This window comes from Pseudomonas morbosilactucae, assembly GCF_023241715.1.
In the GTDB taxonomy this organism is placed as follows: domain Bacteria; phylum Pseudomonadota; class Gammaproteobacteria; order Pseudomonadales; family Pseudomonadaceae; genus Aquipseudomonas; species Aquipseudomonas morbosilactucae.
The window spans coordinates 38,732-54,564 of record NZ_JALQCW010000087.1; the positions used below are offsets into that span (position 1 = coordinate 38,732).

Below are 15,833 nucleotides of genomic sequence, written 5' to 3' on the forward strand. Positions count from 1 at the left end.
TCTCGGGAGCTCCCGCGCCGCCGTAGAGCCGGGTGTTCAGCAGGGAACCCTCATGATCACCAGTAAGTTGCCGAATGTCGGCACCACCATCTTCACGCAAATGTCCCAGCTCGCGGTGGAAACCGGCGCGCTCAACCTGTCCCAGGGTTTTCCCGATTTTGATGGCCCCCAGGCGCTGCGTGATGCGGTTGGCCAGCACATTGCCAGTGGCCATAATCAATACGCGCCCATGACCGGGTTGCCGGCATTACGTCAGCAAGTGGCGGCGAAGATCGCTCGCAGCTACGGGGTTCAGGTGAATGCCGACACGGAAGTGACCATTACCCCGGGAGCCACCCAGGCCATCTTCTGCGCCATTCAGGCAGTGATCCAACCCGGTGACGAAGTCATTGTCTTTGACCCGTGCTACGACAGCTATGAGCCGGCGGTGGAGCTGGCCGGTGGTCGCTGTGTGCATGTGCAACTGGGCCTCGAGGACTTTGCCATTGACTGGCAGTCCCTGGGCGATGCCTTGAGCCCGCGCACGCGGATGATCATCCTCAACAGCCCGCACAACCCCAGCGGTGCGTTGATCAGCCGTGCCGAGCTGGACCAACTGGCGGCGCTGATCCGTGACCGCGACATCTACCTGGTCAGCGACGAGGTGTATGAGCACCTGGTGTTCGACGGTGTGCCCCATGTCAGCATCCTCGCCCATGAAGAGCTGTACTCCCGTGCCTTTGTGGTCAGTTCGTTCGGCAAGACTTACCACGTTACCGGCTGGAAGACCGGTTACGTGGTGGCGCCGCCGGCCTTGAGTGCCGAGCTGCGCAAAGTGCATCAATACGTCAGCTTCTGCGGGGTCACGCCGTTGCAGTACGCGCTGGCGGACTACATGTCTGCACACCCGGAACATGTGGAGGAGCTGCCGGCGTTCTATCAGGCCAAGCGTGACCTGTTCTGCGACCTGCTGGCCCCATCGCGCTTCAGCTTTACTCGGGTGGCCGGTACCTATTTCCAGTTGGTGGACTATTCGCAGATCCGCCCGGATTTGAATGACGTCGAAATGTCGATCTGGATGACCCGTGAGCATGGCGTGGCGACCATTCCGGTGTCGGTGTTCTATCAGAACCCGGCGCCGCAACAGCGACTGGTCCGTCTGTGTTTCGCCAAACGCGAGGAGACGTTGCGTCAGGCAGCGGAAAAACTATGCGCGATCTGAAAGCACTGCCCGATCTCAACCTGGCACTGATCCAGACCACCCTGCCTGGCATGATCGCCAGGCCAACCTCGAGCATTTCGAGCAGTTGCTCGAGCAGGCCCGGGGCGTCGACCTGATCATCCTCCCGGAGATGTTCACCACCGGCTTTTCCATGGAGTCGGCAACCCTGGCCGAGGCGGAAAACGGCCCCACCAGCCAGTGGCTGCGGGTCCAGGCGAAACGGCTGAATGCGGTCATCACCGGCAGCGTGATCATCCACGCCGCCGATGGCAGCCACCGCAATCGCTTGTTGTGGGCGCGGCCTGATGGCGAAGTCTGGCACTACGACAAGCGCCACCTGTTTCGCATGGCCGGTGAGCACAACCACTACACCCCGGGCGAGCGCCAAGTGCAGTTCGAGCTCAAGGGCTGGCGCATTCGGCCGCTGATTTGCTACGACTTGCGCTTTCCTGTGTGGAGCCGGGATGCCCAGGACACCGACTTGCTGCTGTACACCGCCAATTGGCCGGGGGCACGTCGCCTGCACTGGAACCGCCTGTTGCCGGCCCGGGCCATTGAGAACCTGTGTTACGTGGCAGCAGTGAACCGGATCGGTACCGATGGCAAAGGCTTTGCCTACACCGGTGATAGCCAGGTGTTGGACTTCCAGGGCGAGACCCTGCTCAGCGCCGGCGAGGCTGACGGGGTGTTCCAGGTGTGCCTGAGTGCCAGTGAGTTGGCGGCGTATCGAACTCGGTTCCCCGCGAACCTGGACGCCGATACGTTTCATTTCACCTAGGCGGTTCTGCCTGATCAAGTTTGCGGGTTGCTCGCCGATATAGGGAAAACCCTAGGAGGACGCCTTAATGACCGGTATCAACGCGACAACCTTCAACCCGTATCTGGTCCCATCCTCGAGCACCAAAATTCGTGGTGAGGAAGAAAAAAGTCCCGTCGCTGGCGTGTCTGAGCAAGGCGAGACTGAGAAAGACGGTTCGTTGAAGATCAACGTCAGCAGCGCCAGCACCGATGCTGCTGTAGCCCAAGCGGCCAGCGACCCTGTGGAACAGTTGAAAAAGCAGATCGAAGAAACACAGAAACGGCTGACTGAGCAGCGGGCACAATTGGCTAGCGCCCAGCGCGGGCAGGCCAGTGCAGAACAAAAAGCCCAGCAGGTGATGAATCTGCAGACCCAGATCATGGGCACCAACGCCACCCTGCAAACCCTGCAGGCGGCCTTGGTCCAGGCCACGTCCGGTGTCGATACCCACGCTTGAGGCATCCATCGCTCACCGGGCTCCGGTCAGTGATTCAGGCTAATAAAAAAGGCCCCGAGGTTTGCACCTCGGGGCCTTTTTAGTGGGCGGCGTGGATCAGGCCGCTTTGGCGTCCAACTGGCTCAGGGAGCGGTTCAGGGCGCTGAACAGGGCCTTGAAGCTGGCGGTGGTGATGTTTTCATCGATACCCACGCCGTGCACGGCACGTTCACCGTTCACTCGCAGTTCGATGTAGGCCGCAGCCTTGGCGTTGGTGCCAGCGCCGATGGCGTGCTCGTTGTAGTCCATGATCTCCACCGGAATCGGCAGGCCGGCTACCAGGGCTTCCAGGGCACCGTTGCCTTTACCGCGCCAGTGCAGGTTGGTTTCGCCCTGGCCCTTGCCCGAGACTTCCACTTCTACTGCGCTGTGGCCGTTCTCTTCCTGCAAGCGGTGGCTGACCAGCGCGTACGGGGTGTTGGCCTGCAAGTACTCGCTGTGAAGCAAGGCATGGATCTGCTGGGCGGTCATTTCCAGGCCCAGGCGGTCGGTTTCACGCTGCACCACTTGGCTGAATTCGATCTGCATGCGACGCGGCAAGCTGATGCCGTATTCCTGCTCCAGCAGGTAGGCGATGCCGCCCTTGCCGGACTGGCTGTTGACGCGGATCACGGCCTCGTAGCTGCGGCCGATGTCTGCTGGGTCGATCGGCAAGTACGGCACTTCCCACAGGGCATCGGATTTCTGCTGGGCGAAGCCCTTGCGGATTGCGTCCTGGTGGGAGCCGGAGAACGCGGTGTGCACCAGGTCGCCGACATAAGGGTGACGTGGGTGCACTGCAATCTGGTTGCACTCTTCCACGACTTTGCGCACGCCGTCGATGTCGGAGAAATCCAGTTCCGGGTTGATGCCCTGGGTGTAGAGATTCAAGGCCACGGTGACCAGGTCGACGTTACCGGTGCGTTCGCCGTTGCCGAACAGGCAGCCTTCGACACGGTCGGCGCCGGCCATCAGGCCCAACTCGGTGGCGGCTACGCCGGTGCCACGGTCGTTGTGGGTGTGCAGGCTGATGAGCACGCTGTCACGACGGGTGATATGGCGACCGAACCATTCGATCTGGTCGGCATAGATGTTCGGCGTGGCGACTTCCACGGTGGCTGGCAGGTTGAGAATCACCTTGTTGCTTGGCGTCGGGTTCCAGACTTCGATCACCGCATCGCAGACTTCCTTGGCGAACTCCAGTTCGGTGGCGCTGAAGGTTTCTGGCGAGTACTCGAACTGCCACTGGGTTTCCGGCTGCTGGGCAGCGTATTTGACGAACAGCTTGGCAGCATTCACCGCGATTTCTTTGACGCCTTCCTTGTCCTGGTTGAAGACAATGCGGCGGAACGATGGGCTGGTGGCGTTGTACAGGTGAACGATGGCTTTCTTCGCCCCGCGCAGGGATTCGAAGGTGCGGGCGATCAAGTCTTCACGGGCCTGGGTCAGCACCTGGATGGTGGTGTCGTCCGGGATGTGGCCGTCTTCGATCAGGGTGCGCACGAAGTCGAAATCGGTTTGCGAGGCGGCCGGGAAGGAGGCCTCGATTTCTTTCACGCCCACGGCGACCAGGGTTTTCCAGAAGCGCAGCTTCTTCACCGCATCCATCGGCTCGATCAGCGATTGGTTGCCATCACGCAAGTCGGAGCTGCACCAGATCGGCGCGGTGGTGATGGTCTTCGATGGCCAGGTGCGGTCAGGCAAGTTGATGGTCGCAAACGCACGGTACTTCGAAGACGGGTCTTTGAGCATGCTCATGGGGAAATCCTTATTGTCCGGGCCGAAAAGAGGCGGCCTGCCGGTGGGTCAAGAGTGAAGTGTTGACGCAGGGGGATGAGGCACCGCGATTCAGCCTGGCAGTCGTGCGCTGACGAGGCAGAGGCTTCGGTGTTGACGGCGTTGAATGAGGGTGTGAGAGGTTTTCATGGCGTCAACCCTAACCACTGGGGTGGAAGATGGCAAGCAGTGGAAAAAAATTGAGAGGAATACTCGAAATAGACGCTATATCGAGATTTTATGCTGGGTATTCTTCAATGGAATGTCAAAGATTGCGCAGTCATTCGCACCTGCGCAATCCCTGTGGGGGCGGCTTGCCAGCGGCCAGGCCTCTGGATCAGGGCTGAAACGCCCCGATAAAGATCGCCGGATCGACCCGTGCATCATTCAGGCTGACGTTCCAGTGCATATGAGGCCCGGTGGCGCGACCGGTGGAGCCGACTTTGCCGACCACGGCGCCGCGGGTCAGTTGCTGGCCGACCTTCACGTCAATTTTCGACATGTGGCAGAACATGCTGATAAAGCCCTGGCCATGATCGACGAACACGGTGTTGCCATTGAAGAAGTAGTTGCCGGTCAGGATCACCTTGCCGGCGGCTGGCGTCTTGATCGGGGTGCCTGCCGGCACGGCGAAGTCCAGGCCGGCGTGAGGGTTGCGCTCCTCACCGTTGAAAAAGCGCCGCACGCCGAACTTGCTCGACAGGGGGCCGTTCACCGGCTTGTCCAGCAACAGGTTGCTCGGGGTGTTGGGGCTGAAACTGCGGTAGGCACGGATTTGTTCGGCCAGTTCGCCGTCGATGCGTTTCAGGTCGGCGGGGTTGGGATTGACCTGGCGCTGGTTCTTCAGGGTGATCCGCTGCTCCGGGTACTTCTTGCTGCCCACGATGAAGCTCAGCGAGCGGCCGCCGGCGCTGATCTGCTGGTCGCCCGGCTTGACTGTCAGGGGGATGCCGACAATCGCCAGCCAGTTGTCCTGTTCCTTGACCACCAGCACCGGCTTGCCGTCATAGGTGGCCTTGGGCGCCTGGGTGGCGGCCCCCAGGCTGACTACGGCGACGCCACCGGGCACCGGCTTGTTCAGCAGGCGGGTGATGTAGCTGTCGGCATGGGCCGTGAAGGTCAGGCACAGCAGCAACAGGGAGCAAAGAAAACGCGGCATGGATCAATCCAGTAAAGAGAGGGTGACAGGCGTCAGGTGGTTGTCTTCGACCCGCACCTGCAGTTCGCCTTCGCCGAGCCGTGCCTTGAGGCGTTGGCCCGGGCGGGTTTGCTCGGCATTGCGAATGGCGTGGCCGCGTTCGTCCAAAAGGATGCTGTAGCCACGGCCCAGGGTCGCCAGAGGGCTGACCACGTGCAGGGTCTGCACCTGGCTTTGCAGTTGCAGGCGCCGGGATTTCAGGCCTTCGCCCATGGCCCGGGGCAGGCGTTCGGCGAGGCTTTCCAGGCGTTGACGCAACAGCGCCAGTTGGCGCCCCGGGTGTTGGCCGGCGAGTCGGGTTTCCAGGCGGATCAGGCGTTCGCGGCGGGTATTGAGGCTGCGCTCGAAGGCTCGGCGCATTCGCATGTCCAGGTCGTCCAGGCGCTGGGCTTGCTGGCGCAGGCGCTCACCGGGATGGCGCAGGCGCCGGGCCAGGCCTTCCAGGCGCAGGCGGTCGCGCATCAGGCGATCACGAATGCGCATCATCAGGCGGCGCTCAAGGCTCTCAACCCGGCGTTGCAGGTCGCTGGAATCCGGTGCCAAGAGTTCGGCCGCTGCCGAAGGCGTAGGCGCCCGAACGTCAGCCACGAAGTCGCTGATGGACACATCGGTTTCGTGGCCGACCGCGCTGACGATGGGCGTGACGCAGGCATCCACGGCCCGGGCCACGGCTTCTTCGTTGAAGCACCAAAGGTCTTCCAGGGAGCCGCCGCCGCGGGCCAGGATCAGGGCGTCGAAGCCTCGGGCATCGGCCAGCTTCAGGGCGCGGACGATCTGTGCGGTCGCCTCGCGGCCTTGAACGGCGGTAGGGATCAAGGTCAGTGCCACCTGCGGCGCACGACGGCGGAACACGCTGATGATGTCGCGAATCACCGCGCCGGTCGGTGAACTGATAATGCCGATGCGCTGCGGATGGGCCGGCAGCGGCACCTTGCGCTCGGCGCTGAACAGGCCCTCGGCGCTGAGCTTTTCCTTCAGCGCATCAAAGGCCAGGCGCAGCGCGCCATCACCGGCCGGCTCCACGGTATCGAGAATCAGCTGATAGTCGCCGCGGCCTTCGAACAGCGAAACCTTGCCGCGTACCTTGACCGCCAACCCGTCCTTGAGGGCCTGGCGGACCCGCGCCGCGTTCTGCCGGAACAGCGCGCAACGCACTTGGGCGCCGCTGTCTTTAAGGGTGAAATACACGTGGCCGGACGCCGGGCGGGCGAGGTTGGAGATTTCGCCTTCGACCCAGATATTGCTGAACACGTCTTCCAGCAACACCCGCGCACGGCCGTTGAGTTGGCTGACAGTGAGGACTTCGCGGTCCAGGCCGAGTCTTGCAAAGGGATCTTTAATCATGTGGCGCAGTTTAATGGCATTCGCCTGACAATCTCCATGGATGCAACAACGGCCCAGCGGCTATCGCGCGACACTGGCGCGAAAATGCTCGACGAACTGCGCCACTAGGGGCGTCGGTTGTTGCCGATAGGCGAGGGCCACGGTGCTTTGGCAGGCGGCGTCTGCCAGGGGCAGGAAGTGGATATTCAGCGGTGCGATATCGCGCATCGACTCCGGCAGCAGGGCGATGCCGAAGCCGGCCTGGATCAGTTGCAATTGTGTGGTCTTGCGCGACACCACCCGCGCGGCCTTGGGAAAGAAGCCCTGGCGCATGCACAGTTCGGCGGACAGGTAACTCAAGCCACCCCGTTGGGGGTGTGGGATGGAAATAAAGGCTTCATGTTCGAGGTCCGCCAGGTTCACCCCCTGGCCGGGCGGATGCTGCGCCAAGGGATGTTCTGGTGGCACCGCCAGCAGCAAGGGTTCGGTGAACAACGGCACAATCTGCACCCCGTCCCGCTGCCGCAGCACGGGCAGGCGCAGCAGGCCGATATCCAGCCGACCTTCGGCCAGTTCTTCCAACTGCGCTTCCGAGGACAGCTTGAGCATGTCCATCGACACGTCGGGACAGTGTTCCAGGTAGGCACTGATGCCACTCAGCAGGCGGCCGCTCATGGGCACAGTGCTGGAGTGGCTCAGACGCAAGGTACCGCGCCGGCCCAGGCCCACCTGGGTCGCCAGCTCACTGGCCTGGTGCAATTCGGTCAGCAGGTTGCGCGCCTTGGGGAAGAAGGCTTCGCCCGCGGCGGTCAGCCGTGGCAGGCGCGAGGTGCGTTCGAACAGCGGCGTTTGCAACTGGTTTTCCAGCTCTTTGATCTGCCGGCTCAGGGCCGACTGGGCGACGAACAGCCGCTCAGCGGCGACGCTGAAACTGCCGCATTCGGCAATTTCCACGAAGTAGCGCAGTTGGCGAGTTGAGATCACGAGTCATGCCTTTTTGCGATGGGTTGGCGACTACGACGATATTAGTCGCAAGGTTCGCGGCTGGCTAAAGTCATTCGATACCGGCTGAGGATGTGGCGCACATGGGTGTTATCGAGTTGTTGCAGCAATGGGCCTTCGGGCCCCAGGCCTGGCTGGCGATTGGCGTCGGCATCGTCCTGGCGTACATCGTGTTCGGCATCGCCGGTTTTGGCACCGCGTTGGTGGCGGGGCCGGTCCTGATTCTGTTTATGCCGCTGTCGAAAATCGTGCCGCTGTTGGTGTTGCTGGATTTTGTCGCGGCCTTTGGCAACCTGCTGCCGTCGCGCAAGGACGTGGCCAGGGCCGAGTTGCTGCGCTTGTTGCCGTGCATGGCCGTGGGCTGCACCTTGGGCGTGATCTTCCTGCTCAACCTCAAGTCCGACCTCTTGCTGCTGTTGATGGGGCTGTTTATCAGCGCCTATGCCGTCTACAGCCTTTGGGTAAAGGCTCGGCCCACGCAGTTGGCGGCGGGCTGGGCGGTGCCCATGGGCGTGGTGGGCGGGCTGTTTGGGGCCTTGTTTGGCAGCGGCGGCTTTTTATATGCCATTTACCTCAACAGCCGTCTGCCCAAGGAGCCGGCGCGGGCTACCCAGAGCGCGCTGATCAGTTGCAGCACCTTGGTGCGCTTGAGCCTGTTCCTGATCGCCGGGGTCTATGCCGAGTTGCCTTTATTGGTGCTGGCGGGCTGTTTGCTGCCGGCCATGGCCTTGGGGTTGTGGATAGGCCGGCGCGTGACCATGAAGCTGTCTCGGGAGGCTTTTGTCCGCTTGGTGACCTGGTTGGTGCTGGCCAGTGGCGTTGCCTTGATCGGGCGCTACCTGAGCACTTGACCTGCGGGGTTCAGGGATTAAGCTGCGGGCCTTTGAATCCGTTCGCCGGCAAGCCGGCTCCTACAATTGACGATAGGGGCCGGCTTTTCGGCGAAAGCGTTTGCTCTGTTTCAGCACGTTCCAGGCTTATCCATGAACTCCCAAAGCATCCTTGTCCCGAAAATTTCCACCTTGCCGGTGCATGAGCCCCGAGCCCGGGCCATTGTGCGTTGGCTGGTGCGCAAGAACATCATCGAAGAAAACCTCAGCACTTGCGGCCGCACCGGCAATCGCATGGGCCATGCCATTGCCCCTGGCGCCCGCGCGGTGGTGCTGCACCCGGAGGCATTGCCTTTTGGCGAGCCAATCAATGGCCTGGAGATCATCACCAAGCGCTGCATCTATACCCCGGCCAAGGGCTTTCTCGAAGAGGCCGGTTGCGCCGAGTGTCGACAGGAGGTCGGCGAGGCGCTGTTCGAGAGCCTGGAGGAGTGGATGCCCGGGCGCACCGACAACTTCACCTGCCCCGAGTGCGGGCATGAAGATGACATCAACGGCTTTCTGTTTCTTCAGGAGTGCGGCTTTTCCAACCTGGGGTTCATCTTCAACAACTGGGCAGAGGCGGGCTTCAAGCAGAGCTTTATCGACGAATTCGCCGACTGGCTGGACTTGCCGGTGAGTTGGGTGAAGGTCGAGCTCTAGGGCTTTCTCGGCGGGGCCGAGTTGTCGGTGAAAACCGCTGTGTGAACACTGTGGGGCCCCATTTCGCTGGCAAGCCCGCCCCAGCAGTCAGGGGCGAGATCCCCATCTATCACTCCAGCGATATTAGACAGAGTTTTACATTGAGCCCGAGGGGCTGTCTCAGTATAATGGCGCGCTTCCATTTTCCCGCCCGGGAGCCCCCGCGATGCTGCGTATCAGCCAAGAAGCCCTCACCTTTGACGACATTCTCTTAGTACCCGGTTATTCCGAGGTGCTTCCTAACGAAGTCAGTCTGAAGACCCGTTTGACCCGTGGCATTGAGCTGAATATTCCACTGGTTTCTGCCGCCATGGACACCGTCACTGAAGCCCGTCTGGCCATTGCCATGGCTCAGGAAGGCGGCATCGGCATCATCCACAAGAACATGACTATCGAGCAGCAGGCTGCCGAAGTGCGCAAGGTCAAGCGCTTCGAAGCCGGCGTGGTCAAGGACCCGATTACCATCGAGGCCGACGCCACCGTACGTGATCTGTTCGAACTGACCCGCCAGCACAACATCTCCGGCGTTCCGGTGCTGCACGATGGCGACCTGGTCGGCATCGTCACTTCCCGTGACGTGCGTTTCGAGAACCGTCTGGAAGCCACCGTTCGTGAAGTGATGACGCCTAAAGAGCGCCTGGTCACTGTCAACGAAGGCGCTGACAAGAAAGACGTGCGTGAGCTGCTGCACAAACACCGTATCGAGCGTGTGCTGATCGTCGACGCTGCCTTCACCTTGAAAGGCATGATGACCGTCAACGACATCGAGAAAGCCAAGGCTTACCCGCTGGCCAGCAAGGACGACCAAGGTCGTCTGCGAGTGGGCGCGGCCGTTGGCACCGGCAAAGACACGGGCGACCGTGTTGCCGCCCTGGTGGCTGCTGGTGTTGACGTGGTGGTGGTCGACACCGCTCACGGTCACTCCAAAGGCGTGATCGACCGCGTACGTTGGGTCAAGCAGAACTTCCCTGAAGTGCAGGTCATCGGCGGCAACATCGCCACCGGCGCTGCGGCCAAGGCCCTGGCTGAAGCCGGCGCTGACGCGGTCAAGGTCGGTATCGGCCCTGGCTCGATCTGCACCACCCGTATCGTGGCTGGCGTCGGTGTTCCGCAAATCAGCGCGATCGCCAATGTGGCTGCTGCGCTGGAAGGCACTGGCGTGCCACTGATCGCCGACGGCGGTATCCGCTTCTCCGGTGACCTGTCCAAGGCCATCGTGGCGGGTGCTTCCTGCGTGATGATGGGCTCGATGTTCGCCGGTACCGAAGAGGCGCCAGGCGAGATCGAACTGTTCCAGGGCCGTTCCTACAAGGCTTACCGTGGCATGGGCTCGCTGGGCGCCATGTCCCAGGCGCAAGGTTCTTCCGACCGCTACTTCCAGGACTCCTCCGCGGGTGCCGAGAAGCTGGTGCCGGAAGGTATCGAAGGCCGTGTTCCTTACAAGGGCAGCCTGACCGCCATCATCCATCAACTGATGGGTGGCCTGCGTTCCTCGATGGGTTACACCGGCAGCGCCGATATCGAAGAAATGCGCACCAAGCCTGAATTCGTGCGGATCACCGGTGCAGGCATGGCTGAGTCCCACGTGCACGACGTGCAGATCACCAAAGAAGCGCCGAATTATCGGGTCGGCTAACGCCGACAGCTAAAAGCCACAAGTTATAAGCTGCAAGCGGTAACTGCCTCCACGCAGTTACCGCGCAGTCCCCCTATTACTTGCAGCTTGCAGCTCGAAGCTTGCAACTGCTTTTAAAGAGTTCCTCCCATGGCCCTCGATATTCACGCTCACCGCATCCTGATCCTCGACTTCGGTTCGCAATACACCCAATTGATTGCCCGCCGCGTGCGTGAAATCGGTGTGTACTGCGAACTGCATCCGTTCGACATGGACGAGGACGCGATTCGCGAATTCGCCCCCAAAGGTGTGATCCTCGCCGGCGGTCCCGAGTCTGTGCACGAAGCCAACAGCCCGCGCTGCCCGCAAGCCGTCTTTGACCTGGGCGTCCCGGTCTTCGGTATCTGCTACGGCATGCAGACCATGGCCGAGCAACTGGGCGGCAAGGTCGAAGGTTCCGAACTGCGTGAATTCGGTTATGCCCGTGTGGATGTGGTCGGCAAGAGCCGCCTGCTGGACGGCATCGAAGACCACGTTGACGCCGACGGCCTGTTCGGCCTCGACGTGTGGATGAGCCACGGTGACAAAGTCACCAAGATGCCGGAAGACTTCCACATCCTGGCCAGCACCCCGAGCTGCCCGATCGCTGGCATGTTCAGCGACGAGCGTCGTTACTACGGCGTGCAGTTCCACCCGGAAGTGACCCACACCAAGCAAGGCGGTCGCATCCTGTCGCGCTTCATTCTCGACATCTGCGAGTGTGAAGCCCTGTGGACTCCATCGAAAATCGCTGAAGACGCCATCGCCCAGGTGCGCGCCCAGGTCGGCACCGACAACGTCCTGCTGGGCCTGTCCGGCGGCGTGGACTCCTCCGTGGTTGCGGCCCTGCTGCACAAGGCCATCGGCGACCAGCTGACCTGCGTCTTCGTCGACAACGGCCTGCTGCGCTTGCACGAAGGCGAGCAAGTGATGGCCATGTTCGCCGAGAACATGGGCGTCAAGGTGATCCGCGCCAACGCTGAAGATCAGTTCTTGAACAACCTGGCCGGCGAGTCCGACCCGGAGAAGAAGCGCAAGATCATCGGTCGTACCTTCATCGACGTCTTCGATGCCCAGTCCAACAAACTGGAGAACATCAAGTACCTCGCCCAAGGCACCATCTACCCCGACGTGATCGAGTCGGCCGGCGCCAAGAGCGGCAAGGCCCACGTGATCAAGTCCCACCACAACGTCGGTGGCCTGCCTGAGGAAATGAACCTCAAGCTGGTTGAGCCGCTGCGTGAGCTGTTCAAGGACGAAGTCCGTCGTCTGGGTCTGGAACTGGGCCTGCCGTACGACATGGTCTACCGCCACCCATTCCCGGGCCCGGGCCTAGGCGTGCGGATCCTCGGTGAAGTGAAGAAGGAATACGCCGACCTGCTGCGTCGCGCCGACCACATCTTCATCGAAGAACTGCGTAAGGCCGACTGGTACCACAAGGTCAGCCAGGCGTTCGTGGTGTTCCAGCCGGTAAAATCCGTGGGCGTGGTCGGTGATGGCCGTCGTTACGCGTGGGTCGTGGCCCTGCGTGCGGTAGAAACCATCGACTTCATGACCGCCCGTTGGGCGCACCTGCCTTACGAGCTGCTGGAAACCGTCAGCGGCCGCATCATCAATGAAATCGAAGGCATCTCCCGCGTGACTTATGACGTGTCGAGCAAGCCACCGGCGACCATTGAGTGGGAATGATCGGGCCCCGAGAGATCGCTTAGCGATCCCTCCCGCTTGAACCATGGCGATCGAGACCTTCGGGTGTCGATCGCCATTTGTGTTTCTGGACCTGTAGAAATCCCCTTGTCCCGGCTTTTGGCAATATCAGGAAAGGGTTGCCCCGGGCCTTCGTAGCGCCCTCTGTGTAGTCTTCAGATGTCCCCTCCGACTGAAACCTGTGCGGTGTAGCCGCTGAGCGGGATTGTTCGCTTTTTGTACGGTTGTCAGCTGACAACATATTCTGGCTGATGAGACTGGAGGCCACGGATGGCTCGTGCAAGGCATCCCCAGCAAGACATCGAAATGGCCCTGCGTTACGCCGAGTGGCAGGGATGGCGAATTGAGGTCGGCGGCGGCCATGGGTGGGGCAGGCTCTACTGCCCCTACAACAGTGAGGTCTGTGGCTGCGGAGAGTTCTGTATCACCAGTGTGTGGCGTACGCCGACGAACCCCGCGTCCCATGCGCGGGCGTTGTGCCGGGTGATTGATAGCTGCACGTTGAATCAGGTGCGGGGCGGCAGGGTCCCGACGCCTGGTCGGGAGTTTTGACCATGGAATACCTGTTTACCCTTAACTACCTGTTGCCCGCCGACGACTGTGACCCGGGTCCGTTGGTCGAGCGCCTGGGCGCTGGCGGTTGCACCGATGCCTTGGTGGGGAGCGGGTTGGCGGGTCGTCTGGCCCTGGAGTTCTGCCGCGAGGCCGACAGCGCTGAGGCCGCGATGCTCAGTGCCCTGGGTGATATCAAGCAGATCATTCCCGAGGCGCGGCTGGTGGAAGCCGGCCCAGATGTTGTCGGGCTCAGTGACATTGCCGATATCGTCGGTGTGTCACGGCAGAACATGCGCAAGCTGATGCTCAGCCATGGCGGCCGCTTTCCCCTGGCGATCCACGAAGGCCAGGTTTCGCTGTGGCACCTGGCGGAGGTCCTCACCTGGCTGGACAGCAAGGGCGGTTACACCCTGCAGCACCCGGTGATCGAAGTGGCGCGCATCGCTCAGCAGGTGAACACCGCCAAAGAGTTGCGGCGGACCGGGCCCTTGAGTGCGGAGCTGATGGTGTTGCTGGATTGACCCGGTGCTGATCCCGGAGTGGGACGGTGCGGCCGCTTGCCGCGCCGCCCTTACTGTTTCTCAACTGCGGGTGTATCGTATTCGCCTTTTGCGGGCCTGGGTCCGCCGCGGATACGTGAGGTAGTTGAGTCCATGTCCTTTACTCGTCGACAAATACTCGGTGGTCTGGCCGGTCTTGTGGTGGTTGGCGTGGGGGCTGGCGGCGCGTCGCGGTACTGGCTGGGCAAGCGCGCCGACGCCGAGGCGGGGCACGACTACGAGTTGATTGCCGCGCCCCTGGACGTGGAGTTGGTGGCCGGGCACAAGACCCCGGCCTGGGCGTTCGGCCCATCGGCGCCGGGCACCGAACTGCGGGTACGCCAAGGCGAGTGGCTGCGGGTGCGTTTCATCAACCACCTGCCGGTGGCCACCACCATTCACTGGCACGGCATCCGCCTGCCGCTGGAAATGGATGGCGTGCCTTACGTGTCCCAGTTGCCGGTGCTGCCGGGGGAATACTTCGATTACAAGTTCCGTGTGCCGGACGCCGGTAGCTACTGGTATCACCCCCATGTGAGCAGCAGCGAAGAGCTGGGCCGTGGCCTGGTGGGCCCGCTGATTATCGAAGAGCGCGAGCCCACGGGCTTTCAACACGAACGCACCCTGAGCCTGAAAAGCTGGCACGTGGATGAAGAGGGCGCTTTCGTACCCTTCAGCATCCCCCGGGAAGCCGCCCGGGGTGGCACCGCCGGCCGTTTGTCGACCATCAACGGTGTGCCCCAGGCGGTGGTCGATCTGCCGGCCGGGCAGATCACCCGGGTACGTTTGCTCAACCTCGACAACACCCTGACCTACCGCATCAATATTCCTGGCGTCGAGGCGCAGATCTACGCCTTGGACGGCAACCCTATCGAACCGCGCCCCCTGGGCAAGGAGTACTGGTTGGGCCCGGGCATGCGCATCTGCCTGGCGATCAAGGCACCGCCTGCCGGCGAGGAGTTGTCGCTGCGCAATGGTCCAGTGCGCCTGGGCACTTTCCGTTCGGTGGCCAACAGCGACGCGCCGGGCGCCTGGCCTCCGGCGTTGCCGGCCAACCCGATTGCCGAGCCGGACCTGGAGAATGCCGAAAAGCTCAACTTCAATTTCGAGTGGGTGGGCTCGGTCTCGGTGAACGTGGATAATGGCAAGCCGCCGAGCCTGTGGCAGATCAATGGCAAGGCCTGGGACATCACCGATAAGACCTGTGCCGACCGGCCGATTGCGACCTTGAAGAAGGGCAATAGCTACATTTTCGAATTGAAGAACATGACCCAGTATCAGCACCCGATCCACTTGCACGGCATGAGCTTCAAGGTCATCGCCTCCAACCGCAAGAAGATCACCCCTTATTTCACCGACACCTACCTGCTGGGCAAGAACGAGCGAGCCCGGGTGGCGCTGGTGGCGGATAACCCTGGCGTGTGGATGTTCCACTGCCACGTGATCGACCATATGGAAACCGGCCTGATGGCCGCCATCGAGGTGGCCTGATGCGGCAGATTCGCCCGTCGCCGATCATCGACCGCAGCCGTGACCAGGACTTTATGCGCGAAGCCCTGACGCTGGCGGCCCAGGGCGCTGCCTTGGGCGAGGTCCCGGTGGGAGCGGTGCTGGTGCAGGATGGCCAGGTCATCGGCCGCGGCTACAACTGCCCCATCAGCGGCAGCGACCCCAGCGCTCATGCGGAGATGGTGGCGATTCGGGCGGCAGCCCAGGCGTTGAACAACTATCGCCTGCCCGGCAGCACCCTGTACGTGACCCTCGAGCCCTGCAGCATGTGCGCCGGCCTGATCGTGCATTCGCGCATTGCCCGCGTGGTGTATGGCGCCTTGGAGCCCAAGGCGGGGATCGTGCAGAGCCAGGGGCAGTTTTTCACCCAGGGTTTTCTCAACCACCGGGTGCTGTTCGAAGGCGGCGTGCTGGCCGAAGAGTGCGGCACGGTGCTGAGCGAATTCTTCAAAGCCCGTCGAGCGCGCTGAGCTTACCAGCCACGTAGGAGCCGGCTTGCCGGCGAAAAGGCCCTAGAGCCTTGC

Annotated in this window: 14 protein-coding genes and 1 pseudogene; 11 read left to right on the top strand and 4 right to left on the bottom strand. The window is 62.1% G+C overall.

The window, feature by feature from the left end; translation table 11 throughout:
* Positions 1-52: 52 nt before the first annotated feature.
* From M1B34_RS28540 to M1B34_RS28550, 3 genes and pseudogenes are all read left to right on the top strand, one after another.
* On the top strand, positions 53-1,201 hold the full coding sequence (locus M1B34_RS28540) for a pyridoxal phosphate-dependent aminotransferase (RefSeq protein ID WP_268261793.1): 1,149 nt from the start codon (positions 53-55) through the stop codon (positions 1,199-1,201).
* Positions 1,189-1,979: pseudogene (locus M1B34_RS28545) on the top strand (amidohydrolase). The gene M1B34_RS28540 and the pseudogene M1B34_RS28545 overlap by 13 nt, the downstream one beginning before the upstream one ends.
* A gap of 67 nt (positions 1,980-2,046) precedes the next feature.
* Positions 2,047-2,457 carry a hypothetical protein gene (locus M1B34_RS28550; protein WP_268266882.1) on the top strand — a complete coding sequence of 137 codons (411 nt, stop codon included), beginning with the start codon at positions 2,047-2,049 and terminating at the stop codon, positions 2,455-2,457.
* A 96-nt stretch (positions 2,458-2,553) separates the two neighbouring features.
* Here M1B34_RS28550 and leuA read toward each other — a convergent pair whose 3' ends face one another.
* From leuA to M1B34_RS28570, 4 genes are all read right to left on the bottom strand, one after another.
* Positions 2,554-4,233, bottom strand: a complete 1,680-nt coding sequence (gene leuA / locus M1B34_RS28555) for a 2-isopropylmalate synthase (protein ID WP_123328752.1) — start codon at positions 4,231-4,233, stop codon at positions 2,554-2,556.
* Between the two features lie 355 nt (positions 4,234-4,588).
* Positions 4,589-5,410 carry a peptidoglycan DD-metalloendopeptidase family protein gene (locus M1B34_RS28560; RefSeq protein WP_268266883.1) on the bottom strand — a complete coding sequence of 274 codons (822 nt, stop codon included), beginning with the start codon at positions 5,408-5,410 and terminating at the stop codon, positions 4,589-4,591.
* A gap of 3 nt (positions 5,411-5,413) precedes the next feature.
* Positions 5,414-6,793 carry an exodeoxyribonuclease VII large subunit gene (gene xseA, locus M1B34_RS28565; protein ID WP_268266884.1) on the bottom strand — a complete coding sequence of 460 codons (1,380 nt, stop codon included), beginning with the start codon at positions 6,791-6,793 and terminating at the stop codon, positions 5,414-5,416.
* Positions 6,794-6,853: 60 nt separating this feature from the next.
* Positions 6,854-7,756 carry a LysR family transcriptional regulator gene (locus M1B34_RS28570; protein ID WP_268266885.1) on the bottom strand — a complete coding sequence of 301 codons (903 nt, stop codon included), beginning with the start codon at positions 7,754-7,756 and terminating at the stop codon, positions 6,854-6,856.
* A gap of 101 nt (positions 7,757-7,857) precedes the next feature.
* On the opposite strand from M1B34_RS28570, the gene M1B34_RS28575 reads away from it, so the two are divergent.
* From M1B34_RS28575 to tadA, 8 genes are all read left to right on the top strand, one after another.
* Positions 7,858-8,625, top strand: coding sequence for a sulfite exporter TauE/SafE family protein (locus M1B34_RS28575; protein ID WP_123328748.1), 768 nt, complete (start codon positions 7,858-7,860; stop codon positions 8,623-8,625).
* A gap of 132 nt (positions 8,626-8,757) precedes the next feature.
* Complete coding sequence (locus M1B34_RS28580; RefSeq protein ID WP_123328747.1) at positions 8,758-9,306, top strand: sugar ABC transporter ATPase; 549 nt, start codon at positions 8,758-8,760, stop codon at positions 9,304-9,306.
* Between the two features lie 205 nt (positions 9,307-9,511).
* Positions 9,512-10,981, top strand: a complete 1,470-nt coding sequence (guaB, locus tag M1B34_RS28585; RefSeq protein WP_123328746.1) for an IMP dehydrogenase — start codon at positions 9,512-9,514, stop codon at positions 10,979-10,981.
* A 129-nt stretch (positions 10,982-11,110) separates the two neighbouring features.
* Positions 11,111-12,688, top strand: a complete 1,578-nt coding sequence (guaA, locus tag M1B34_RS28590) for a glutamine-hydrolyzing GMP synthase (RefSeq protein WP_123328745.1) — start codon at positions 11,111-11,113, stop codon at positions 12,686-12,688.
* 288 nt (positions 12,689-12,976) lie between these two features.
* Positions 12,977-13,258 (top strand): hypothetical protein, encoded by a 282-nt coding sequence (locus M1B34_RS28595; RefSeq protein ID WP_268266886.1) that lies wholly within the window; start codon positions 12,977-12,979, stop codon positions 13,256-13,258.
* 2 nt (positions 13,259-13,260) lie between these two features.
* Entirely contained in the window at positions 13,261-13,782 is a 522-nt protein-coding gene (locus M1B34_RS28600) for a helix-turn-helix transcriptional regulator (protein ID WP_268266887.1), read from the top strand.
* Positions 13,783-13,914: 132 nt separating this feature from the next.
* The gene (locus tag M1B34_RS28605) at positions 13,915-15,291 is read left to right on the top strand and encodes a multicopper oxidase family protein (protein ID WP_123328742.1); all 1,377 of its coding nucleotides are present in this window, start codon (positions 13,915-13,917) and stop codon (positions 15,289-15,291) included.
* Positions 15,291-15,779, top strand: coding sequence for a tRNA adenosine(34) deaminase TadA (gene tadA, locus M1B34_RS28610; protein WP_268266888.1), 489 nt, complete (start codon positions 15,291-15,293; stop codon positions 15,777-15,779). Before M1B34_RS28605 ends, tadA begins: the two co-directional genes overlap by 1 nt.
* The last annotated feature ends 54 nt before the right edge of the window (positions 15,780-15,833 follow it).